The 21,822-nt window shown below is 62.4% G+C and carries 20 protein-coding genes, 1 tRNA gene, 1 other RNA gene and 1 pseudogene; 13 read left to right on the top strand and 10 right to left on the bottom strand.

All coding sequences use genetic code 11. The features are described 5' to 3' along the window. Positions 1-29: 29 nt before the first annotated feature. Positions 30-809, bottom strand: coding sequence for an electron transfer flavoprotein subunit beta/FixA family protein (locus CXY71_RS05975; RefSeq protein ID WP_104134747.1), 780 nt, complete (start codon positions 807-809; stop codon positions 30-32). Between the two features lie 183 nt (positions 810-992). Here CXY71_RS05975 and CXY71_RS05970 point away from each other — a divergent pair, with 183 nt between their 5' ends. The 5 genes and pseudogenes from CXY71_RS05970 to CXY71_RS05945 all read left to right on the top strand — a co-directional run bounded on the left by CXY71_RS05970 (position 993) and on the right by CXY71_RS05945 (position 6,956). After that, a complete protein-coding gene (locus tag CXY71_RS05970; RefSeq protein ID WP_104134746.1) occupies positions 993-2,147 on the top strand; it encodes an acyl-CoA dehydrogenase family protein in 1,155 nt (384 codons plus the stop codon). Between the two features lie 48 nt (positions 2,148-2,195). Then, positions 2,196-2,801 (top strand): annotated as a pseudogene (locus CXY71_RS05965) (4Fe-4S dicluster domain-containing protein); the annotation flags it as partial. 82 nt (positions 2,802-2,883) lie between these two features. Beyond that, positions 2,884-3,198 carry a respiratory nitrate reductase subunit gamma gene (locus tag CXY71_RS05960; RefSeq protein ID WP_104134745.1) on the top strand — a complete coding sequence of 105 codons (315 nt, stop codon included), beginning with the start codon at positions 2,884-2,886 and terminating at the stop codon, positions 3,196-3,198. A 1,292-nt stretch (positions 3,199-4,490) separates the two neighbouring features. Continuing rightward, positions 4,491-4,991 carry a hypothetical protein gene (locus CXY71_RS05950; protein WP_104134743.1) on the top strand — a complete coding sequence of 167 codons (501 nt, stop codon included), beginning with the start codon at positions 4,491-4,493 and terminating at the stop codon, positions 4,989-4,991. Positions 4,992-5,102: 111 nt separating this feature from the next. Further along, a complete protein-coding gene (locus CXY71_RS05945; RefSeq protein ID WP_233204473.1) occupies positions 5,103-6,956 on the top strand; it encodes a bifunctional 3'-5' exonuclease/DNA polymerase in 1,854 nt (617 codons plus the stop codon). Between the two features lie 136 nt (positions 6,957-7,092). Here the strand turns inward: CXY71_RS05945 and CXY71_RS20615 are convergent, their stop codons facing one another. Together CXY71_RS20615 and CXY71_RS21005 are read right to left on the bottom strand one after the other, a co-directional pair. Continuing rightward, a complete protein-coding gene (locus tag CXY71_RS20615) occupies positions 7,093-7,389 on the bottom strand; it encodes a hypothetical protein (protein ID WP_146072753.1) in 297 nt (98 codons plus the stop codon). Beyond that, positions 7,386-7,556, bottom strand: a complete 171-nt coding sequence (locus tag CXY71_RS21005; RefSeq protein ID WP_158252993.1) for a hypothetical protein — start codon at positions 7,554-7,556, stop codon at positions 7,386-7,388. Before CXY71_RS21005 ends, CXY71_RS20615 begins: the two co-directional genes overlap by 4 nt. Before the next feature lie 317 nt (positions 7,557-7,873). On the opposite strand from CXY71_RS21005, the gene CXY71_RS05940 reads away from it, so the two are divergent. Next, the gene (locus CXY71_RS05940; protein WP_104134741.1) at positions 7,874-8,395 is read left to right on the top strand and encodes a DUF3145 domain-containing protein; all 522 of its coding nucleotides are present in this window, start codon (positions 7,874-7,876) and stop codon (positions 8,393-8,395) included. Positions 8,396-8,536: 141 nt separating this feature from the next. Here CXY71_RS05940 and CXY71_RS05935 read toward each other — a convergent pair whose 3' ends face one another. The 7 genes from CXY71_RS05935 to aceE form a co-directional block, all read right to left on the bottom strand. Continuing rightward, positions 8,537-9,772 (bottom strand): beta-ketoacyl synthase, encoded by a 1,236-nt coding sequence (locus CXY71_RS05935; protein WP_104134740.1) that lies wholly within the window; start codon positions 9,770-9,772, stop codon positions 8,537-8,539. 104 nt (positions 9,773-9,876) lie between these two features. After that, positions 9,877-10,125, bottom strand: coding sequence for an acyl carrier protein (locus CXY71_RS05930; RefSeq protein WP_104134739.1), 249 nt, complete (start codon positions 10,123-10,125; stop codon positions 9,877-9,879). A 59-nt stretch (positions 10,126-10,184) separates the two neighbouring features. Further along, positions 10,185-11,189 (bottom strand): beta-ketoacyl-ACP synthase III, encoded by a 1,005-nt coding sequence (locus tag CXY71_RS05925; protein WP_104134738.1) that lies wholly within the window; start codon positions 11,187-11,189, stop codon positions 10,185-10,187. A 20-nt stretch (positions 11,190-11,209) separates the two neighbouring features. Then, the gene (locus tag CXY71_RS05920) at positions 11,210-12,127 is read right to left on the bottom strand and encodes an ACP S-malonyltransferase (protein WP_104134737.1); all 918 of its coding nucleotides are present in this window, start codon (positions 12,125-12,127) and stop codon (positions 11,210-11,212) included. 149 nt (positions 12,128-12,276) lie between these two features. Continuing rightward, positions 12,277-13,764, bottom strand: coding sequence for an amino acid permease (locus tag CXY71_RS05915; RefSeq protein WP_104134736.1), 1,488 nt, complete (start codon positions 13,762-13,764; stop codon positions 12,277-12,279). Positions 13,765-13,947: 183 nt separating this feature from the next. Beyond that, positions 13,948-15,150 (bottom strand): CdaR family transcriptional regulator, encoded by a 1,203-nt coding sequence (locus tag CXY71_RS05910; protein WP_104134735.1) that lies wholly within the window; start codon positions 15,148-15,150, stop codon positions 13,948-13,950. Between the two features lie 5 nt (positions 15,151-15,155). Next, on the bottom strand, positions 15,156-17,882 hold the full coding sequence (gene aceE, locus CXY71_RS05905) for a pyruvate dehydrogenase (acetyl-transferring), homodimeric type (RefSeq protein WP_104134734.1): 2,727 nt from the start codon (positions 17,880-17,882) through the stop codon (positions 15,156-15,158). 234 nt (positions 17,883-18,116) lie between these two features. Here aceE and CXY71_RS05900 point away from each other — a divergent pair, with 234 nt between their 5' ends. The 7 genes from CXY71_RS05900 (at position 18,117) to rnpB (ending at position 21,822) form a co-directional block, all read left to right on the top strand. Beyond that, positions 18,117-18,617: a peroxiredoxin gene (locus CXY71_RS05900; protein WP_199184224.1), complete on the top strand. Its 501-nt coding sequence runs from the start codon at positions 18,117-18,119 to the stop codon at positions 18,615-18,617. 39 nt (positions 18,618-18,656) lie between these two features. Further along, positions 18,657-18,729, top strand: a tRNA-Val gene (locus CXY71_RS05895). Positions 18,730-18,766: 37 nt separating this feature from the next. Continuing rightward, on the top strand, positions 18,767-18,913 hold the full coding sequence (locus tag CXY71_RS21000; protein WP_158252992.1) for a hypothetical protein: 147 nt from the start codon (positions 18,767-18,769) through the stop codon (positions 18,911-18,913). A gap of 441 nt (positions 18,914-19,354) precedes the next feature. Further along, positions 19,355-19,690, top strand: a complete 336-nt coding sequence (locus tag CXY71_RS05890; protein WP_146071772.1) for a hypothetical protein — start codon at positions 19,355-19,357, stop codon at positions 19,688-19,690. Positions 19,691-19,771: 81 nt separating this feature from the next. Next, positions 19,772-20,590, top strand: a complete 819-nt coding sequence (locus CXY71_RS05885) for a Nif3-like dinuclear metal center hexameric protein (RefSeq protein ID WP_104134732.1) — start codon at positions 19,772-19,774, stop codon at positions 20,588-20,590. 52 nt (positions 20,591-20,642) lie between these two features. Beyond that, the gene (locus tag CXY71_RS05880; protein WP_104134731.1) at positions 20,643-21,380 is read left to right on the top strand and encodes a zinc ribbon domain-containing protein; all 738 of its coding nucleotides are present in this window, start codon (positions 20,643-20,645) and stop codon (positions 21,378-21,380) included. 48 nt (positions 21,381-21,428) lie between these two features. Continuing rightward, an RNA gene (gene rnpB, locus CXY71_RS05875) (RNase P RNA component class A) lies at positions 21,429-21,822 on the top strand.

Genomic DNA, 21,822 nt, shown 5'->3' with positions numbered 1-21,822 from the left:
GGGGGGTCAGGCGGTACGTGGCCGGGGGCCTAGATCAGGTGGCGTGCGGCGAGAAAATCGGCGAGGTCGACACCAGCGTTGCCGTCGTCGGCGACCTTCGTGCCTGCCGTGCGCGACGGGCGCTGCTCGGTCTTCGCGATGACGGAATGCCCGCGGCTCGACAGCGCTGCGGTGTCCAGCCCGAGATCAGCCAGCGCAAGCACGGTCAGTGGCTTCTTCTTCGCCGAGAGGATCCCCTTGAAGTTCGGAAAGCGAACATCGGGTGCCAGCTCGGTGATGGAGACGATGGCTGGCAGGGCCGCATGTGCGTCCACGGTTCCGGTTTCAGTTCTGCGCACCCCACTGACCCGCTCGTCGAGGATGTCCAAGGAATCGAGAAAGGTGAGGGAGGGGCGCTGGAGGTGTTCGGCGATCATCGATGGAATGACCCCGCCGCGGCCGTCGGTGGACTCGTTGCCGGCAATCACGAGGTCATAACCCGTGTGGATAGTGGCCGCGGCCAACACCGCAGCGGTGTAGCCCATGTCGGCTCCCGCGAGCGCATCATCCAGCACATGCACCGCGGAATCCGCTCCGAGCGCGAGTGCTTTGCGGAGGGCGGCCGTCACGGAGGCCGGACCCATGCCGAGAAGTACGACCTCGGTGCCCTTGTGGGAGTCCCGATAGCGCAGCGCCACCTCGAGCGCACGTTCGCTAATTTCGTCGATGATTGGCTCGCTCGCCGCCCGATCGAGGATGCCAGTGGTTGCGTTCAGTTTTCGTTCGCCGTAGGTGTCGGGTACCTGTTTGACCAGCACGATTATCTTCATTGACGCGCTCCTTCTTCGAGAGTTCAACGCCTGTAGCGGCTCGGAACTACCCGTGGATTTGTGTTCTTCACTTCGATACTAAGACCCTGATGAAACCCTGATGTCGTTGCCGAGCCGCAGTTGGACGAAGTTACAGTTAATGGTAATTTACTAGAATCTTGCGAGGAAAGGGATACCACCGTCATGAACTTCGAGGATGAAGAAGACCACGCGGATCTTCGAGAAGCCGTCGCGACGATCACGCGATCGTTCGGAAACTCCTATTACTCAGACCATGCACTTCGTCAGGAACCGACCGAGGAACTGTGGCGTGAGCTCGGCCGACAGGGTTTCATCGGCATCAACCTACCGGAACAGTACGGCGGCGGCGGGGCAGGACTCGCCGAACTAGCGGTGGTCTGCGAAGAGACGGCAGCCCAGGGGAGTCCGCTGCTCCTCATGCTCGTCTCCAGCGCTATCTCCGGCGAGGTCATCTCCCGGTACGGGAGCGAAGCCCAGAAGCAGGTGTGGCTGCCCCGCATGGCAAGCGGTGAAAGCAAGGTCGTGTTCGCCATTACCGAGCCCGATGCCGGGTCGAACACCCTCAAGATGTCCACCACTGCGGTGCGAGACGGTGACGACTGGATTTTGAACGGCACCAAATACTACATTTCCGGAGTTGATGAAGCCGATGCCGTGCTCGTAGTGGCTCGCACCGGCACTGACGAATCGACCGGCAAGGCCCTTTTGTCTCTGTTCATTGTGCCGACGGATGCCGCTGGCTTCACCGCGCAGAATCTGCCCGTTTCTGCGTCGCTCCCTGAACGCCAGTTCACCCTCTTCTTCGACAACCTGCGCCTGACCGGCGACAAGCTGGTCGGTAATGAAAACGAGGGATTCGCGCAAGTGTTCCACGGACTAAACCCCGAACGAATCGTGGGGGCCGCGATCTGCGTTGGAGTCGGCCGGTATGCGTTGTCCAAGGCGGCGGAGTATGCGTGCACTCGACGGGTGTGGGATGTGCCGATCGGCAGCCACCAAGGTGTCTCCCACGTCCTGGCCAAGGCGAAGATTGAGGTCGAACTGGCCGCGTTGATGACCAACAAGGCCGCCTGGCAGCATGACAACGGCCAGCCGGCCGGCGAGGCATCGAACATGGCGAAGTTCGCGGCCGCTGACGCCGCTGCCGCCGCCGTGGACGCAGCGATCCAGACCCACGGCGGTAACGGGCTGAGCACCGAATACGGACTCATCCCGCTCTGGGGCATCGTACGGCTGCTTCGGATCGCTCCGGTCAGCCGCGAAATGGTGTTGAACTACGTCGCCCAGCACACGCTGGGTCTCCCGCGCTCGTACTGAATGTCAAAAACAACCTCGGCGCACTGAGAGACCGGACTGCGCCCTGCGAAGTCGCGCGGTGTCTGGAAGCTTAGCCAAAGGATAGGCCGGCGCTGACCAGCGGCGGTCGGGTCGCCAAGCTGCTCGGACTGTTCGCGAGCCGGGCGCAGTCCGAGATTAAAGACCACTAAGAACCCTGGCCGTAGGACTACAAAACCCTCATCGATACACCGCTCAGGGATGACTTTCTCGTCGCCCGGCCGAAATCGCTGTTCACCGGCAAGGACACGAAGATCACCTGGTCGGCGAACTGGAACGACGATCTTGCCGGCGCGCCAGAGAAGGGCCATCTCGTTCAGATCATCGAAAAGGTACGTCGCGAATCCGAAGACAAGATCAAATTCGCATTCGAGCAGACCTTCATGTTCTGCCTGCCGCGCATGAGCCAACACCGCATGAACCCCTCCTGCATGACGTCGTGCCCCTTCGGTGCAATCTACACGCGGGCCGAAGACGGCATCGTGCCGGTCAACCAGGACAAGTGTCGCGGCTGGCGTCAGTGCATCACTGGTTGCCCATGCAAGAAGATCTACTTCAGCTACGGGACCGGCAAGGCTGAGAAGTGCACCATCTGCCATCCCCGTGTACGAAATTGGGCTGCCGCTGATGTGCGCCGCGCTCGCCGCGGCAGGGCCGCAAGGCGGCGAAATTCGAGGGCTTCTTCGGTACCTCGCGGGACCGACCTCGGCTCCCGCTCGTGCTCGTGCTCGTGCTCGTGCTCGAGTTTGCGGTGATCGCCTACCACTTCTTCGGTCTGGTGATTCCGATGATCAAGACCCTCGCGGCGCGCATGAGCCAGGACTTCTGCCACCTCAACGCGCTGCTCGTTGGCGGCGGCCCCGTTCTGGATTCAGAGCTATATCCCCGTCGAATGCTGTTGTTTACCATTCGGCCGTTCACGCGGCTCGTGCGCGCCTTCACCGCACCGCTGCACTACCTGTTTCGGCCTTATATCGTCTATCGCACCCGCGACACGGTGCCCCGCGCAGTGCGACCGATCCGCCGGGTTTAGCGCCGATCGGCAAGGAAGACCGAACGCGCGACAAGAAGCAGCGATGGCTCAAACTGCGCGGGAACACACCCGCGCCGGCAAGAGGGTCAACCTCATGGTCGCGACACTGGCGTCCGTGGTGTGCTTTCAAGTGTGGACGAACGTGGCACCACTCGGGGTGAGCGACAGCCTGGATCTCGATTTGGCGTCGACGCCTCCCGCTGAAATACCCCTCCGATCTTCTGATCGCGACCTAGAGTCTTCTGGCATTGAGCGATCTGACGACCAAGTGGCGGGCCGAACCGAGGGATACTCCCAAGCGGGACTGGTAATCCCTCGCCTGCATCGCTACGGTCGCGGCCTGCTTTGAGGTGATCGCCATTCAAGAAATGCGTTGCAACACAACCGCCCTGCAGTTTCTGCTCCCGAGGTGCTCGGAGACGCCTGGAGAGTGGTCGTCTCCGACGTCACCGAGGGCCGTCCAGGAAATGGAAAACGGTGGACGTTTCTGTATGACTCGAGTCGGGTGCAGCCTTCTAGACTGGTGGGTGAGATTGTGCTGCCGGAGATCACGGCGTTCGACCTTGACCCGTCACGGCATTTTTATGACCAGATCCCATGGTTTTCTGACCAGACGGAAAATTCCTGTTGGCCTCTCTCACCTACACTCCGCGTACCGGCTCGTTCGACTTTCCGCCGCACCTGCTGGCAGCCTGACACGCACTGAGGTCTTCTGGCCGATCACGGACCACTTTCCGCTGTGGATTGAGTTTTAGCTGGCTCTATGAGCCACCTTCTCTCAGCGTGTGCAAACCGGGGAGAGAGCTCGTGCACTCTGCGATCAGAATTTCGCTTGAGCGCATGGGCGATCTGTTGGGGTCGGCGCACTAGCGACGAGAATGCCGAGGCCCAGTGTTCATTCAGAACGGCGTCAAGTTCAAGGTAACGTATGCCCCCATCGGCTTCCAGCCGGGCGCCAACCTCGACGTGAGCGACTTCTGGCCAACCCCGTATCGCGTCACCCAACTAACCGCTGCCGATCAGGAACAACCGGTGGCGATGAGATCCCCGCTATTGCGGATTGATAATTATGAGAGCGTCAAATTCCGCAACGGTTATCCGGCTGTCGGTGGACCCGCATTCCTATGTCGGCGCAGACTGCAAGATTGCAGCGTGATCTCGATTCAGCGGATATGCTCTGCCGGGCTGAACCAATTGGGATGGCATCTCGTGCTAATTCAAGTAGCCCCTCGTTACGCACCACGTGATCACGCACCATTTCGTCAGCAGTGCACCGAGAGAAGGAAGCAATCATGAACAGCAAGATTTGGCTCAAGGTCGGGCCCGTCGTCGGGGCGATAGCGCTCAGCGTCCTCGCGCTGAGCGGATGCTCGCAAGGAACGACGACGCCGGCGGCAAACGAGTCGAGTTCGTCAAGCGAAGTAGCCGAACCGGCCGCCGACACGACGCTCGCAACGGCCGACAGTGACCTCGGCACTATCGTCGTCGACAGCGCCGGTATGACCCTGTACGTGTTCGACAAAGATATCGCCGACTCCGGTGAGAGCACCTGCGAGGGTGACTGTCTTGTCAAGTGGCCGCCCGTCGTCGCGGAATCGGACACCCCGACGGTTGACGGAGTCACCGGCACCGTCGGCGTGATCACGCGGACGGATGGCACCAAGCAGGTCACCCTGAACGGTCTCCCGCTCTACTACTGGGCTGGCGATGCGGCGGCCGGTGACACTACCGGGCAGGCTGTCGGCGACGTCTGGTGGGTGGTGGCGCCCAACGGTGACAAGATCGCCGGCTAGTCAGCAGGTACAGACACCGCACCCATCGGCACCGAGAAGCCGATGGGTGCGGTGCCGTTCTGCCCGGCACTGCGAAGAGACCAGCCACGCAGAATCGGGCAGAATAGACGGGTGTATGTACTGGTGCGACAGGGTAGTGGTGGCGATCTCATCGTCGAACCCATCGATGAGACCAGAGCTCGGCTGGAGTCGCCGCGTCGGCTGAGTTTGGACGAATTTAGAACGTTCGTGGCCGCCAGGGAAGCGTCGGCGTTTGAAACCCGTCCGCGCTGGGTCTGGGACGACACCGGCCACACCTATCCGCTGCTGCTCAGCGCTGGAATCCGGGTGGAACGCTGCCACGACCTACGCCTGTGCCACGTGATCCTCCGGAACTCAGCCCTGACTCAGTCGAGCGAACTGGCCCTGGCCGTGCCGGATCCCTGGGACGCAGCGAGCGCGGTGACCGCCGACGAGGTTGGACTCCGGACGACCCTGTTCGATTTTGATGTCGACGATGACGATGGCGGTAACGGTGACGGTGACGATCTCGCCGACCACACCAATGACAGCAGCAAACCTGGCTCCGAATCTCGCACCCCCGAATCGACGTCCGGGCGCGAGTTTCGTCATCAACTCGACGCCGTGGCATCCGCTGCGGAACCGGGTCGGTTGCGCCTGCTGCTGGCTGCAGAATCGGCGGGCGCTCTCGTAGCCGCCGAAATGCGCTTTGCCGGGCTTCCGTGGCGCACCGACGTGCACGACCATCTGCTGACGCAGGAGCTGGGACCACGCGTTGCGCCGGGTGTGCGACCGTACCGTCTTGAGCTGCTCGCCCAGCGGATCCGACTGGAACTGGATGATGTCGCCCTCAACCCCGACTCGCCGCAGGAACTGTTTAGGGCCCTGCAACGTGCCGGACTCGCCGTGACTTCGACCAGGGGCTGGGAGTTGAAGAAGCTCGAGCATCCGGTGATTGAGCCCCTGCTGCAGTACAAGAAGCTGTCCCGGTTACTCAGCGCTAACGGCTGGACCTGGATGGAGTCCTGGGTCGTCAACGGTCGATTCCACCCCGACTACGTTCCTGGAGGCGTGGTGACCGGCCGCTGGGCGACGCGCGGCGGGGGAGCATTGCAGCTGCCCAGGCAGATTCGTGGTGCGGTGGTCGCCGATGACGGCTGGAAACTCGTCATCGCCGATGCCGCCCAGTTGGAGCCGCGTATCCTCGCTGCGTTGTCCCAGGACGAGCGAATGGCTACGGCCGGACGTGGTACCGACCTCTATGCGGGAATCGTCGCGAGCGGCGTCGTCGAAACTCGCGATCACGCCAAGGTCGCCATGCTCGGGGCAATGTATGGCGCCACTACGGGGGAGAGCGGTCGGCTGATGCCGCGCCTGGCGCGTGCCTACCCTCGCGCGATCGCCCTGACGGAGTCGGCGGCCAGGGCCGGAGAGCGCGGCGAAGTCGTCACTACCCGGCTGGGGCGGTCATCACCGGTGCCGGGCGCTGGTTGGCACGAAGTGCAGGCGCAAGCCTACGATCCGGCGGCCACAGCGACCGATGAACGCCGGGCCCGCAGCCAGTCGAGGGATTGGGGCCGGTTCACCCGAAACTTCATCGTTCAGGGCAGCGCCGCGGAATGGGCACTCTGCTGGATGGCCGAGATTCGCCGAGAACTCTCCGCTTTACCAGGCGTCGGTCCTCTCCCCGCAGCCAGGCAAACGGATGCTCTCCCCGGCCCGGCTGGTCCGGTCGCCGGTCTCGCTGAACCAGGGAAAGCGCGCGTGCCCTTTGATCGCTCCCCGCACCTGGTCTTCTTTCTGCACGACGAAGTCATCGTGCACACGCCGGAAGCCCTGGCCGATGTCGTGGCGCAGATCATTATCACGGCCGCCGAGACCTCCGGTCGGCTGCTTTTCGGCGACTTTCCAGTCGATTTTATGCTCACGATTGCAACCGTGGACAACTACGCTCAGGCCAAGTAGCGAGACGACATCGGACCGATAGTGGCGATGTCCGATGGCCAGTCATCGAGGTTAGACGCAAAAAACTGGCCTCGCGTGCTGTGTGCACGTGGGGCCCGCCTGATTCCTGTAAGGGAACTCTTGGTAGAATCTGGTTCTAAGCTTTAGCCCTTGTGGATGGTGACGGCGGTGCCGTCGGTGAACAAGTTGCGCGCGTGATTGATGGTGGTCGCCGTCGCCGCGACGATGCCGCAGTTGAAGTTGTCGGTATCGCGGTGAAGTTATAACCGTAGATCCCGTGCTTATTATTCGACATGACGGTGGGAAAGATTTCGGTGTCGGTCGGGACCAGATTACTGAAGCCACCCATGTTGTGAATGAGCACGCCGGGCTTGTTGGTACGACCGCGAATGATGGAGTTCTTGATCGTGACGTTGGCCGCGTTGATCTTCACCAGACCGCGAATGTCGAAACTGTTGAGCCGGTGCCGAAGGTAGTGACGTTGATGTTGCCGATGTGTACCTTGAGCGATGTTCCGGCCGGAACGCCGGTGCTGCTGGCACCGAGCATAACGGGCGCGGTGTTGGCTGGAACGATGGCGAGAGCGGTGAAGGCGACCACGAACGCGGCGTCGGTAATGAGGGCGAGTCGACGAGTCGAACGGGAACCGGAGTCAGAATCGACGAGATCAGAGGATGAGGTAGAAGCAGGTTCAGGTCACAGCGCCAACGCTCCACCGGTCAGATCCTGCAGGTCAGCTGCTTGTCAATTCACAGCCCACTGGGGCATAATGGCGCTATTGGCAGCACGCGCTCTCCTTTGGAGTAAGCGCGGGTGCCGAACAAGTTCACATTCACCATCGTGCTCACAACCTCAGGTTGGGAGCCCGGTCGTTCCGAGGTCGTTGGGGAAGACGCACCTACAGAACGGAGAACGCGATGGACGTAGTACGCAACCGTCGGGCGCCGATAGCGCGGGGGGTGCTTTTTGTGCACTCATCTCCGCGAGCCCTGCGCCCGCATCTCGAATGGGCTGCTGGTCGGGCGCTCGGTGTGCCGGTCAACTTCGAGTGGTCTGAACAACCAGCGCTCCCCGGATCCCAGCGTGCTGAATATTACTGGGAGGGTCCCCCTGGTTCTGGCGCGGTTCTCGCGTCTGCCTTGAGAGGCTGGGATCATCTGCGGTTCGAGGTGACCGAAGATGCCGGGCGGGGAACCGATGGCGGTCGATGGTTGCACACACCGGGTTTGGGCATTTTTCATGCCCAGACGGATAGCGTGGGCAACGTCGTTGTGCCGGAGGACCGCATCCGCGCCGCCATGGACAGTGCCGGCGCCAACGCGATCGACCTGCACCGAGAATTACGGCTCGCCCTCGGGCAATCCTGGGATGACGAACTGGAGCCATTCCGGCAGGCGAGTGATCTCAACGCGGTGGTCTGGCTGCACCAGGTGGGTTGACGCGCAATGTACGGTTCGCCGGTGCTGGCGCGGCGCGTTAACCGGTGACTTCACCTGGCCGTACGACCACGAAGTCTCCTGAATCGCACTATAAAAATGACCCCGTCCGAACCGGACGGGGTCATTCTCTATTCGTCGAAACTAGACCGAACGGAACGCGACGACGGCGTTGTGACCGCCGAAGCCGAAGGAGTTGCTCAGGGCGAGCAAGTCTCCGGCGGGCAGCGCGCGCGGCGTCGTCACGACATCGAGCGGAATTTCCGGGTCTTGCGTCGTGAGGTTGATCGTCGGCGGCGCGGTGCGCTCGGCGAGTGCCTTGACCGTGAAGAACGCCTCAAGGGCGCCCGCACCACCGAGTAGGTGACCGGTCGACGCCTTGGTGGCCGACACCGGGATACCGTCGAGAAGATCTCCGAAGACCCGCTTGAGGGCGTTATATTCGGCAATGTCACCGACCGGAGTACTGGTGGCGTGGACGTTGATATGGGATACATCAGCAAGCGTGGCGCCGGTGTTTTGAACGGTCGATACCATGGCACGGGCGGCTGCTGCGCCCTCTGGGTCCGGCGCGGTCACGTGGTAGGCGTCGCTGTTGACGACTCCGCCGACGAGCTCGGCATAAATGTGGGCGCCACGCGCCTTGGCGTGCTCTTCGGTTTCAATGACGAGTGCGGCAGCCCCTTCGCCGAGTACGAAACCGTCGCGGGTGACGTCATAAGGCCGGCTCGCTGTTGCCGGGTCCTCATTACGCGTGGAGAGCGCGTGCATGGCGGCGAAGGAGGCGATGGGCAGCGGGTGGATCGCGGCCTCGGAGCCACCGGCGATGACGATGTCGGCAAGCCCGGCCTGCAAACGGTTGTAGGCGTTGACCAGGGCCTCCGTGCTCGAAGCGCAGGCGGAGACCACGGTGGTGATGCCGGCGCGGGCGTGCAGGTCCATGCCGATAGTCGATCCGGGGCCATTCGGCATGAGCATCGGCACTGTCATCGGCAGTACGCGGCGCGGGCCGCGTTCGCGCAGGGTATCCCAGGCGTCGAGCAAGGTCCAGACTCCACCGATTCCGGTGGCCCAGTCTACGGCGAGGCGCTCAGGTTCGACCTCGGGGGCGCCGGCATCCGCCCAAGCCTCACGCCCGGCGATGAGCGCGAACTGGCTGGACGGGTCTAGGCGTTTGACTTCAAAGCGCTGCAACACGTCTGCGGTCTTCACGCGGGCTTGTGCGGCAAAAGTTACGGGGATCGCCGTTTCGGCGACCCAAGCCTGTTCAAGGGTGGTGGTTCCCGATTCGCCGGCCAGCAGGGCCGTCCAGGTGTCGACTGCCGTGCCGCCCAGCGGCGTGGTGGCACCGATACCGGTGATAACGATTTTCTTGGTCATAAGTCCACTCTCCAGGGAACGACAAACGAGTGGGCTGGCGCGATCTGTCACCAGCCCAATGAACAGGTCGGCCGTTTTCCGGCCGACCTGGTTCAGGATCGGGCTTAGTCCTGTGCCTTTACGATGAACTCGACGGCGTCGCCGACGGTCTTGAGGTTTTTGACCTCTTCGTCGGGGATCTTCACGTCGAACTTCTCTTCTGCGTTGACGACAATGGTCATCATCGAGATGGAGTCGATGTCCAGATCATCGGTGAACGACTTGCCGAGCTCAACAGTGTCGGTTGCAATGCCGGTCTCATCGTTGATGAGATCGGCCAGGCCGGTCAGAACTTCTTCGGTGGACAGTGCCATGTTTTTTCTCCTTGAGGGGTGTCTCAGTTGACCGAGATCTAGTTTAGGGGGTGGGTTGGTTAGGGCAGCACAATGACTTGCGCGCCGAACACGAGTCCGGCACCAAAGCCGATCTGCAGTGCGAGGCCGCCGCTGAGCTCTGGGTGTTCCTCAAGCAGGCGGTGGGTGGCCAGGGGAATGGATGCGGAGGACGTGTTGCCGGTCGTGGCGACATCGCGGGCGATGACGACGGACTCCGACAGTTTGAGCTGCTTGGCGAACTCGTCGATGATTCGCATGTTGGCCTGGTGGGGAATGAATGCAGCGAGGTCGGCGCTTTCGATGCCAGCGACTTCGAGGGCCTTCTTGGCCACCTTCGCCATGTCCCAGACGGCCCAACGGAAAACCGCGGGACCTTCCTGGCGCAGGGTGGGCCAGGCGACTTCACCGCGGCGGTATTCCTGCAGCGTGTGGTCCATTTGGATCGTCTCGGCTTTGGACCCGTCGGAGCCCCACACCGTGGTGGAGATGCCGGGGTAGTCGCTCGGGCCGATCACGACCGCGCCCGCACCGTCGCCGAGCAGAAAGGAGATGCTTCGATCGGTGGGGTCGACGAGGTCGGAAAGTTTCTCCGCGCCGATGACGAGCGCGTAGTGTGCGGCACCGGTGCGAATCAGCGCGTCGGCCTGGGCCACGGCGTACGCGTAGCCCGCGCACGCCGCGTTAATGTCATAGGCTGCGGCCGGATTGGTACCCACACGATCGGCAACAATGGCGGCGACCGACGGCGTCTGCCGGATGTTGCTGATGGTCGCGACGATCACGGCATCGATGAGCGCTGGGTCGATGCCGCTGCGCTCGATGGCTTCGCGGGCGGCATCCGTTGCCAAGTCGATGGCATTGATGTCCCGACTGGCCCGGGTGCGGGTGATAATACCGGTGCGCTGCTGAATCCACTCGTCAGAGGAATCAATTGCCTCGACAAGTTCGTCGTTGGGTACAACGAGGTCACCACGGGCGGCACCGACCGACAGGATCCGGGTGTACTGCGGTCCGTGGGACTGCTTAAGTGTTGGCTTGGTCATTGTCTCTTTCATCACATTCACTACTGCTGGTCGATCATGGCCCAGGCGGCGGGCAGGTCGTCCGGGGTCTTGATGGCGACGCTCGGGACGCCCTTCAGGCCTCGTTTCGCGAGACCGACGAGGGCGCCGGCGGGTGCAACCTCGATGATTCCGGTGACTCCCGCCGCAGCGAAAGCCCCCATGCACTTGTCCCACCGTACCGGCGAAGACACCTGACCCACGAGCAGGTCCATAAAGTGGTTGCCTTCGGTTACCTGGCCCCCGTCACGATTGGTCCAGATGGGGAGGGTGGGGTCGGTGGGCGTGAGCGACTCGGCGACCACGGTCATCCGTGCTACGGCTGGCTGCATATAGCGCGTATGGAATGCGCCGGCGACCTGAAGCGGAATGACTCGGGCCCGGTGCGGGGGAGCCGCGGCAAGTTCGGCAAGAGCGTCGAGCGCCCCGGCGACGACGATCTGACCGCTGCCGTTAAAGTTGGCGGGTTCGAGGCCGAGCTCGGCTGTTCGGGTGAGCAATTCGGTTTCGTCTGCACCGATCACGGCGCTCATCCCGGTGGGAACGAGGGCGGAGGCTGCCTGCATCGCCATGCCACGTTCGCGAACAAATCGCACCGCATCGGCGGTTTTCAGGATGCCGGCACCCGCGGCGGCCGTGAGTTCTCCGACCGAGTGCCCGGCGATCCCGGCGATACGGTCTTGGCGGCCATCCGCGAGTAGCGCTTCAAGCGTGAGGATACCCGCGGCCACGATGAGGGGCTGGGCAATCGCCGTGTCGCGGATGGTGTCGGCGTCGCTGACCGTGCCGTGGGTGAGGAGGTCCAGGTCGAGGTCGTCGGAGATCTGCCGGAGGCCTTCACTGAAGGCAGGCAGCGCCAACCAGGGTTCGAGAAATCCGGCAGTTTGGGAGCCCTGACCCGGGCAGACGACAACGATCACTTAGCTAGTATTCCAATCTGATGACGCAAATGTATGTACAGACGGTACTGAGTATTCTGGGAACCTTTGTAGATTCCTGCAATTAGATTCTTGCAGGCAGATTCCACGGGGAGTGATTCCGATTCCTCAGCTCGTGATCGATGCTGCGATCATTCCCGGCCCTGGCTCGATTCAGAAGACGCCGCGTCGACCTCCGGTCGGGTGTCGGCTACGACGCTCATTCCACGCTCGCCCCGGTAACGCCACAAGGCAATGCCCACGAGCATCCCGGCCAGCATGAGGGACAGCCCGAGAGATTCCCGCGTTGCCGGGATGATCAACATGCCCACGAGTAGGGCGAGGATGCTGAGGATTGCGAACCACGTGAGATAGGGGAATAACCACATCTTGAGCGAGAGCGCCTTGGCGGCATCTGGTCCCATGCGACGGCGCAGGATCAACTGCGAGGCCGCAATCACGAGCCAGACGAACAGGGCGATGGCACCGGAGGTATTCACCAGGAACAGGAATACGGTGTCGGGGGCCACGTAGTTGAGACCGACGGTCACAAACCCAACGATGGTCGAGGCGAGCACCGCGCTGCGCGGCACCCCCCGGGCAGAGATCTTTTCCCAGGAGCGGGGAGCATCTCCGCGCGTCGAGAGCGAGAACAACATCCGGCTGGCGGTGTAGAGGCCAGAGTTGAGACACGACAACACGGAGGTGAGCACGATCACGTCCATGATCGTGCCCGCACCGGGAATCCCGTAGAGCTCGATGGCCGCCACATACGGACTCTTCGCGACGGAGGCGCTGTCCCAAGGCAGCAGGGTGACGACAACAGCGATCGAGCCGATATAGAAGATCAGGATTCGCCACACGGTCGACCGGACGGCTTGCCGAACAGCGGCCACGGGGTTTTGCGATTCACCGGCTGCGATCGTCGCGATCTCGGCGCCGAAGAAGGAAAAGACGACCACGAGCACTCCACCGAGTACCGCTCCGGCACCGTTGGGGAAGAATCCGCCGCGATTAGTGAGGTTGTCGAAACCAGGCGCAGCCACACCGGGCATGAACCCGAGGATCGCCACGATGCCAAGCACCAGGAAGACAGCAATGGCCGCGACCTTGATCGAGGCGAACCAAAATTCGAACTCCCCAAACGATTTCACCGAGGCCACATTCGTGAGAGTGAGAAGCACCATGAGCAGGAGAGCCCATACCCATTGATCGACCTCGGGCACCCACCGATGCACGATTGCTGCACCCGCGGTTGCCTCGATCCCGAGGACGATGATCCAAAACCAGGCGTATAGCCAGCCGATGCTGAACCCGGCCCAGCGGCCGAGAGCTCGATCGGCGTAGGCGGAGAACGAGCCGGTTTCCGGGCTTGCCGCCGCCATCTCGCCGAGCATGCGCATCACCAGGATTACTACTAGGCCCGCGGCGGCGTAGGCGACAAGAATTCCAGGGCCCGCTTGCTGGATCGCCGCTCCGGAACCCACGAACAGACCGGCTCCGATGACTCCCGCTATCGCGATCATCGAGAGGTGACGGGGTTTGAGGCTACGGGTCAGTTCGCGAGCCTGCGTCGCGACGCTGGCGGCTCCTGTCGGTTTCTCAGCTCCTTCGGTCGCGGTTTTCTGGGATGGCGGCATGACACGCTCCAAGTCTGAATACGGTCAACTCTGCTCACCCGCGACGAGTGACAACCATGGCAACGGATGCCGGTGTAACGACGAGGCTCACCAAGTCGTTTCTCAGGTTGAGGGGGCGACACGACGACGTGACGACCGGATAACACCCTATACCCCCGCGTGTCAGGTAATCGTGGGATGTGCTTAGCGGCTGCGGCTGGAACCATCGTGGTCGCTGATCGAACCGATGATCAGCGCAGACTGCAAAATGAGCGCTTCGCGGGCCCCCGTGGCGTCGTAGCCGATCACTTCGGACACTCGTTTCAGGCGGTACCGCACGGTGTTGGGATGTACGAAGAGTTCACGCGCGGTTGCCTCCAGGGAGCGGCCATTGTCGAGGTAGCACCACAGGGTGGTGAGTAGCTCGGTCGAGTGCGCTTGCAGGGGCCGATAGATACGATGTATGAGCGTGGCGCGTGCCAGCGGATCACCGGCCAGGGCACGCTCAGGGAGCAGATCATCGGCCTGCACCGGCCGTGGGGCGTTGCGCCACGAACGAGCGACGGCAAAACCAGCCAGCGCTGCTTTTGCACTCTTCGACGCGTCCACGAGGTTGGGCACCTCGTGCCCGAGCACCAAATGTCCCGGCCCGAAGATGGGCTCGAGGGCCATGGCGATCTCCATGAAGGTCAGCGCGGACGCTGTGCCGACGTCCTCGCTGTCGACCGGTGCCGGGCGTGCGCGCCCGATCACGAGCACGAGCCGGTTCCCCTGCACACCGATGAGCACGTCGGCCGCCATGTGGCGCGCGGCGCGGCGCAACTGGTCGACGTCGAGCATCTGCGGTGTGGTACCGACGAGCACACAGACCTCCCCATGACCGTGCCAGCCGAGGGCGGCGATACGACTAGGCAGCTCGTCGTCATACTCACCGCTGAGGATGGAATCAACGACGAGAGCTTCAAGCCGCGCGTCCCAGAGGCCGCGCGCCTCGGCGGCGCGCGCGTAGACATCCGCTGCCCCGAAGGCAATCTCGCGAGAGTAGAGCAGGATCGCTTCCCGGAGAGACTCTCCACCGTCCTTGACGCGTTCCTCGACGACCTCGACGGTCACTCGAATGAGCTGCAACGTCTGCTGCAGGCTTACCGAGCGCAGCAGCTCGCGAGGAGCGGCGCCGAAGACGTCCGCGGCGATCCACGGGGTTGACCGCGGGTCGTCGAACCACGAAATGAAGCTCGTGATTCCGGCCTGGGCCACCAGGCCGACGGCGGACCGCCGCCCTGGTGGCATATCGCCGTACCAAGACAGCGTGTCTTCGAGTCGTTTCAGCGTCTGCGTGGACAACTCACCAGAGATGGTGCGCAGCCAGTTGAGAGTCTGCTCTTTCGTCTTGGGCGCCGGTGCCACTGCTTTTAGCTCTCGCCCCCGGCAGAGCCGGTGGTGCCCGCGCTCACGTCGTGCAGGCGATATTTGGCGATGGCCTGGCCGGCCAGGCTCCGGTCGACCTCGCCGCGGCGGGCGAGCAGCTCGAGAGTGCGCACCACCATCGACGGGCCGTCGATCTTGAAGAATCGACGTGCTGCCGGGCGGGTGTCCGAGAAGCCGAAGCTGTCAGCGCCGAGGGTAGCGAAGTCGCTCGGCACGAACTGCCGAATCTGGTCGGGAACGGCGTGCATGAAGTCCGACACGGCCACGAACGGGCCGGCAGCCCCCTCAAGCTTCGAGGTGACGTACGGAATGCGCGGCTCGTTGTCGGGGTTGAGAAAGTTGTACTCCTCGGCGGCCAGGCCATCGCGACGCAGCTCCGTCCACGACGTGACGGACCAGACATCGGCCGAAACGCCCCAGTCGTCGGCGAGAAGCTTCGCAGCTTCCAGCGCCCACGGCACGGCAACACCCGAGGCCAGCAGCTGGGCCTTCGGTCCATTGACCGTCGATGCGCTCACCCGGTGGATACCGCGCAGAATTCCCGCAATATCAACATCTTCGGGCTCGACGGGCTGCACGGCCGGCTCGTTATAAACCGTGATGTAGTACATGACGTTCGGGTCGGCGTGGGCGCCACCGTACATGCGCTCCAGGCCGGCGCGCACGATGTGGCCGATCTCGTAGCCGTAGGCCGGGTCGTAGGAGACCACGGCCGGGTTGGTCGACGCCAGAAGGGGAGAGTGGCCGTCGGCATGCTGCAGGCCCTCTCCGGTCAACGTAGTGCGACCCGCGGTCGCGCCAATGATAAACCCGCGGGCCATCATGTCACCGGCGGCCCAGAGAGCGTCTCCGGTGCGCTGGAATCCGAACATGGAGTAGAACACGTACACCGGAATGAGCGGTTCACCCTGGGTGGCATACGAGGTGCCGACGTTGGTGAATGCTGCAGCAGCGCCGGCCTCATTGATGCCAACGTGCAGGATCTGGCCCTGTGGGCTCTCCTTATACGAGAGCAGCTGGGCATGGTCAACGGACGTGTAGTGCTGGCCGTTGGGGTTGTAGATCTTGGCGGTGGGGAAGAACGCGTCAATACCGAAGGTGCGAGCCTCGTCAGGGATGATCGGAACGATGCGGTTGCCAAAGTCTTTGGCTCGCACGAGCTCTTTGAGGAGCCGCACGAATGACATCGTCGTAGCGATCTCCTGGGTACCGGACCCCTTTTGGGCCACCTTGTAGGTCTCGTCGCCGGGGAGGTTGACCTTGGCGTGCTTGGTGCGACGCTCGGGCAGGTAGCCGCCGAGCGCACGGCGACGCTCGTGCATGTACTCGATTGCCTCATCCTTGTCGCCGGGAGTGTAGTACGGCGGCAGGTACGGGTTGTCCTCGAGCTGAGCATCCGTGATCGGCACGTGCATGCTGTCTCGGAAGGACTTGAGGTTGTCGAGGGTCATCTTTTTCATCTGGTGGGTCGCGTTTCGGCCTTCGAAGCTCGGACCGAGGCCGTAGCCCTTGATCGTCTTCGCCAGAATGACTGTGGGCTGGCCCTGGTGCTCGGATGCTGCCTTGAACGCGGCATATACCTTGCGGTAATCGTGGCCTCCACGCTTGAGATTCCAGACCTCATCGTCGCTGAGGTGTTCGACGAGCTTGAGCGCACGCGGATCACGACCAAAGAAGTTCTCACGCACGTAGGCGCCGCTCTCGGCCTTGTAGGTCTGGTAGTCGCCGTCGGTCGTGACGTTCATCAGGTTGATCAGGGCGCCATCGACGTCGTTCTTGAGCAGGTTGTCCCACTCGCGACCCCAAACGACCTTGATGACGTTCCATCCAGCACCGCGGAAGAAGCTTTCCAGCTCCTGGATGATCTTGCCGTTACCGCGCACCGGGCCATCGAGGCGCTGCAGGTTGCAGTTGATTACGAAGTTGAGGTTGTCGAGGCCCTCGTTGGCGGCCACCTGAAGCTGGCCGCGACTTTCCACCTCGTCCATTTCGCCATCGCCGAGGAACGCCCAGACCTGCTGATCGCTCGCATCCTTGATGCCACGGTTAGTCAGGTAGCGGTTCAACTGCGCTTGGTAGATGGCGTTGATCGGGCCGAGACCCATCGACACTGTGGGAAACTGCCAAAATTCCGGCATGAGTCGCGGGTGCGGGTACGAAGAGATGCCGTCGGGGGCGTGCGACTTTTCCTGGCGGAATCCGTCAAGCTGGTTCTCTGTCAGCCGGCCCTCCAGGAAGGCACGCGCATAAGTGCCGGGGGAGGCGTGGCCCTGGATGAAGATCTGATCGCCGCCGCCTCGGTGGTCCTGACCGCGGAAGAAGTGGTTGAATCCAACTTCATAGAGAGCAGCGGATGATGCATACGTCGCGATGTGCCCGCCGACGGCGATGCCGGGGCGCTGGGCCCGGTGCACCAGAACGGCAGCGTTCCAGCGAATCCAGGCGCGGTAGCGGCGCTCAATGTCTTCGTCGCCGGGAAAGTCGGGTTCGTTCTCCGTAGCGATGGTGTTGATGTAGTCCGTCGTCGGTACCATCGGCACGCCGAGGTGCAGCTCCTTCGAGCGCTTCAACAGGCTCAGCATGATCTCGCGCCCGCGTTCGTGGCCGTGTTCGGCGACGAGCGAATCGAGGGATTGCGACCACTCAGCAGTCTCCTCCGGATCTGAGTCGGCGTTGTTCGTCGAATACGGGTCCTGGTCGTTGACCGTCACAGTCGACCTCTCTCTGTGGTTAATGCAGCCTGTGGTTTACGCAGCGATGGTGCTCAGCAGTTTGAACACAACGGTGGCACGTGCCGTAACAGAGCAGGTTGGATTGCAACCGGCGGCACCACGTAAGCCTACAGATTTCACAACTTATCCGTGCACGGGCATGGCTGATCCAAAATACGCGACCGCTGTGACACCGGACATATTACAGAGCTAGAGTGTGTCTCCGGCCAATCCATGCGCCCGACACCGAGGAAAGAAGCTCTCATCGCTCTCGAAAATGACACCCAGGCACCCGATTTCAAACTCATCAATCAGTTTGGTGAAACTGTACAGCTCAGCCAATTTCGGGGGATAAAGTCCGTCGCTTTGGTGTTCTTTCCGCTGGCGTTCTCCGGCATCTGCAGCGGCGAACTGTGTGAACTGCGTGACAACCTGGCCCTGTTCGAAGACGGTGGAGTCGAGCTCATCGGAATTTCCGTTGACTCCCGTCATGCATTGCGGGCCTTCGGCGAGCAGGAAAAATACACCTTCGATCTCGTGGCCGATTTCTGGCCGCACGGAGCTGTTGCGAAAGAATACGGCGTCTTTCTGGAGGACAAGGGTTTCGCTAACCGCGCCACATTCCTGATCGATCCAAGCGGCATCATTCGGGCCAGTTTCATCACAGCACCCGGCGAAGCGCGGTCCATCGACTCCTACCGCGCCGCTCTTGGACAGCTTGTACCCGCCCTCTGACCTATACTGATGAGACCCGGTGACCTTGAGTCGTCGTCGGGGCCTTTAGCTCAGTTGGTAGAGCGCCACGTTTACACCGTGGATGTCATCGGTTCGAGCCCGGTAGGGCCCACAAAGATTTCTCCCACGGCTTGTGATCGTGAGGTCGAATGACACGCACGATTCCGGTGTACTGGGTTGGGCAGGTGCAAGTGTTGCAGGTCATTACCGCAGCCGTGTGCACGCTCTGTTCCCCGTTTGGGTTCGAGACCGTGAGCGCAAACAATACCGTGGAGGCCCACTTCGATGCGCTGTAATTCGACCTGGGTGAGGGGTCTGCCTGGGGGCCGCTGGCCATCAGGCGGCCCGTACTCGTAGACAACTTTGCGACGTCGACGGGAACGACCTGCCCAGCGTTGATGAAAGCCGCGCAGAACACGGAAGTGCAGGCCGTTCACGTCTTTCCGCTCATCATGGGTCGGTCGATATCGGCGCCCTCTCGCTGTTTTCGACGGGCTCCGGCGGTCTCTCACCCGCGCAGATTCTGGACGCACAAGTGCTCGCTCAGATTGCCGCCGTCCAGGTCTTACGTCGATCCCACACCGCGCAAACACTAAAAACAAAATTGCATCGCTTCTAGCAGTAGTTGCGAACTAACTGAGACTTATCCCCCGTTTGAACTGAGCGGGCATATACTATTTCTGGCCGCCCCGGACCCTGGCAGCACACGCACTAAACGTGAGCTTGCGAGGGAAATCATGAAACGTATATTTCACCCCGGTGGGTCAGTGATCACCGGCAGTGATCTCGCTGATGCGGTCCTGCTGTACGCCGAGGCACTGTGTAACCGTCGACAAGTCGACGTCGTCGATATACCGGTCATGGGCGATGACGGCATGCTTCTGCGCGCTCAGTTTTTGATCGGTTCCTCGAGTCAGCTGGTCAGCGTCACCGCGGATAGTCTGTCGCCAGAACTGGTCGAACCGGAAACGACGGATTTTCTGCACCGCAAGGCCCAAACCGGAGCCATGATCCCAGCGGCGTGGACCCGTGAGGAGTCGGCTGTCGTGCAGTTCGACGAGTTCGACTACTGACCTGCCTTTTCGCGGACACGACGCATTGGGTTGTGTCCCGTTCGCGAAACCTTGGCACCGGTCGCCCGGTAGGCTGAACGGGTGTCATTCTCGCTTGCCGACGTTACCCGCATCGCCCATACCCTCTGGCCTCTCGACGGTGCCGAAGCGTGGGATGCACCGGGGCTGGTCAGCGGCGATCCGGCCCGGCCGATTCGCAGCATCCATTTGGCCGTCGATGCCGTCGCCGACACGGCCGACGAGGCCATTGCAGCCGGCGCCGATCTGCTGTTGACGCATCATCCGCTGCTGCTGCGCGGTGTCACGAGCATCGCCGAGGACAGCTACAAAGGGGCATTGCTCAGCCGACTCATTCGTGCCGACTGTGCTTTGCTTGCCGCCCACACCAACGCAGACGTGGTCGCTGACGGCGTGTCCGACGTGATCGCCATGCGGCTGGGATTGATCGCCGCGCTGCCCATCATGAATGGCGTTGTGCCGGGCACTGGCATCGGACGGGTCGGTCGCCTGCCGAAACCGACCACGCTCGGACACCTGGCACACACCATGCTGGCCCTGCTGCCGGCCACGGCTTCCGGAGTTCGCGCCGCCGGCGACTATGCAGCCCCGATCACGACGATTGCACTTTGTGGCGGCGCCGGTGATTCCTTGCTACGGCACCCGCAGGTGCTGGCAGCGGATGTCTACATCACCTCCGATCTGCGCCACCACCCGGCGCAGGAGGCGCGCGAGCAGGCGCTTTGCGTCGGCGGACCCGCCCTCATCGACGTCGCACACTGGGCCAGCGAATGGTTGTGGCTGGAGCCAGCTGCCATGCAGTTGCGGGAGGCCCTGCCGGGAGTGTCGGTTACGGTAAGTGACCTGAACACCGACCCTTGGAATTTCGCCATCGTGCACTAAATTCATTTTCTTTCGTCAGTACAAGTCAAATTTAGCGTTAGGTCAGGACATCGTGAAGGCATCACCACTCCAGCAGAAGGAACTTCTGCGGCTTCAGGCCCTCGACATCAAGGTTCTTCAGCTTAGCCACCAGTCAAAGTCACTCGCGGCGCACGCCGAGCTTGCCGCGCTCAACAGGGAGGCTGAGGCCAGCCGCATGAAGCTGCTCGGCCGATCCGGCGAGCTCGACGACGTGCGTACCGAATTGGGACGCATCGAGAGCGACGTTGAGGTCGTCGAAAAGCGCATCGCCCGCGATACCGACCGGCTCCAACACACCTCATCCGTCAAGGACATTCAGGCTCTCGACTCCGAGGTTGCCTCACTCAGGAAGCGCCTGTTCGATCTCGAGGAGATTGAGATTGCCGTGCTTGAGCGCCAGGAGGAGCACGAGGCGGCCGTGGCCGTGGTGGAGCAGGAACGCGACGCCATTGCCGAGCGGGTCGCCGCCACTGAAGCCGTTCGGGATGAGTCGTTGGTTGACCTCACCCGTCAGCTCGGTGAGTTGACCCGTGATCGCGCAACGATTGCGGCCGCCATTCCCAATGACGTCGCTGCCCTGTACGAGCGCCTGCGCATCAGCGGCCACGGCAACGCCGCGGCTCTGCTACGTGCCCGTACCTGCAGTGGATGCACGATGACCCTGACCGGGAGCGACCTCGCCGATGCCCGTCAGGCGCCGACGGACGAGGTCATCTTCTGCCCCGACTGTGGCGCCGTGCTGGTACGCACCGAAGAGTCCGGAATCTAGCGCCGGTTCGGCGCCAGCCTGCCCGCCCGGTAAGCTTGGGTTTCGGAATGGGTCGGCAAGACGGTCGCGTCATTCGGGAGATCTTCGGGTCAAGCGGATGCCGAGGAACGTCCGGGCTCCATAGAGCAGGATGGTGGGTAACACCCACCCGGGGTAACCCGCGAGACAGTGCCACAGAAAGTAGACCGCCACCGGCGTCGCATCTTCGGATTCGGCAGGTGGTAAGGGTGAAACGGTGGTGTAAGAGACCACCAGAGGCCAGGGTGACCTGGTCGGCTCGGTAAACCTCGTCCGGAGCAAGGTCAGACAGAAAGCGTTGAGGCGGCTCGCCGAGCTTTCGGGTAGACCGCTAGAGGGCTGCGGCAACGTAGTCACGAGATAGATGGCCGTCGACGGTGTGCAAACACCTGGACAGAACCCGGCGTACTAGCCGGCCCATTCC

It is taken from the genome of Cryobacterium sp. Y62, from assembly GCF_002929785.1.
Lineage (GTDB): Bacteria > Actinomycetota > Actinomycetes > Actinomycetales > Microbacteriaceae > Cryobacterium.
This window is presented reverse-complemented; position numbering and strand designations above follow the sequence as displayed.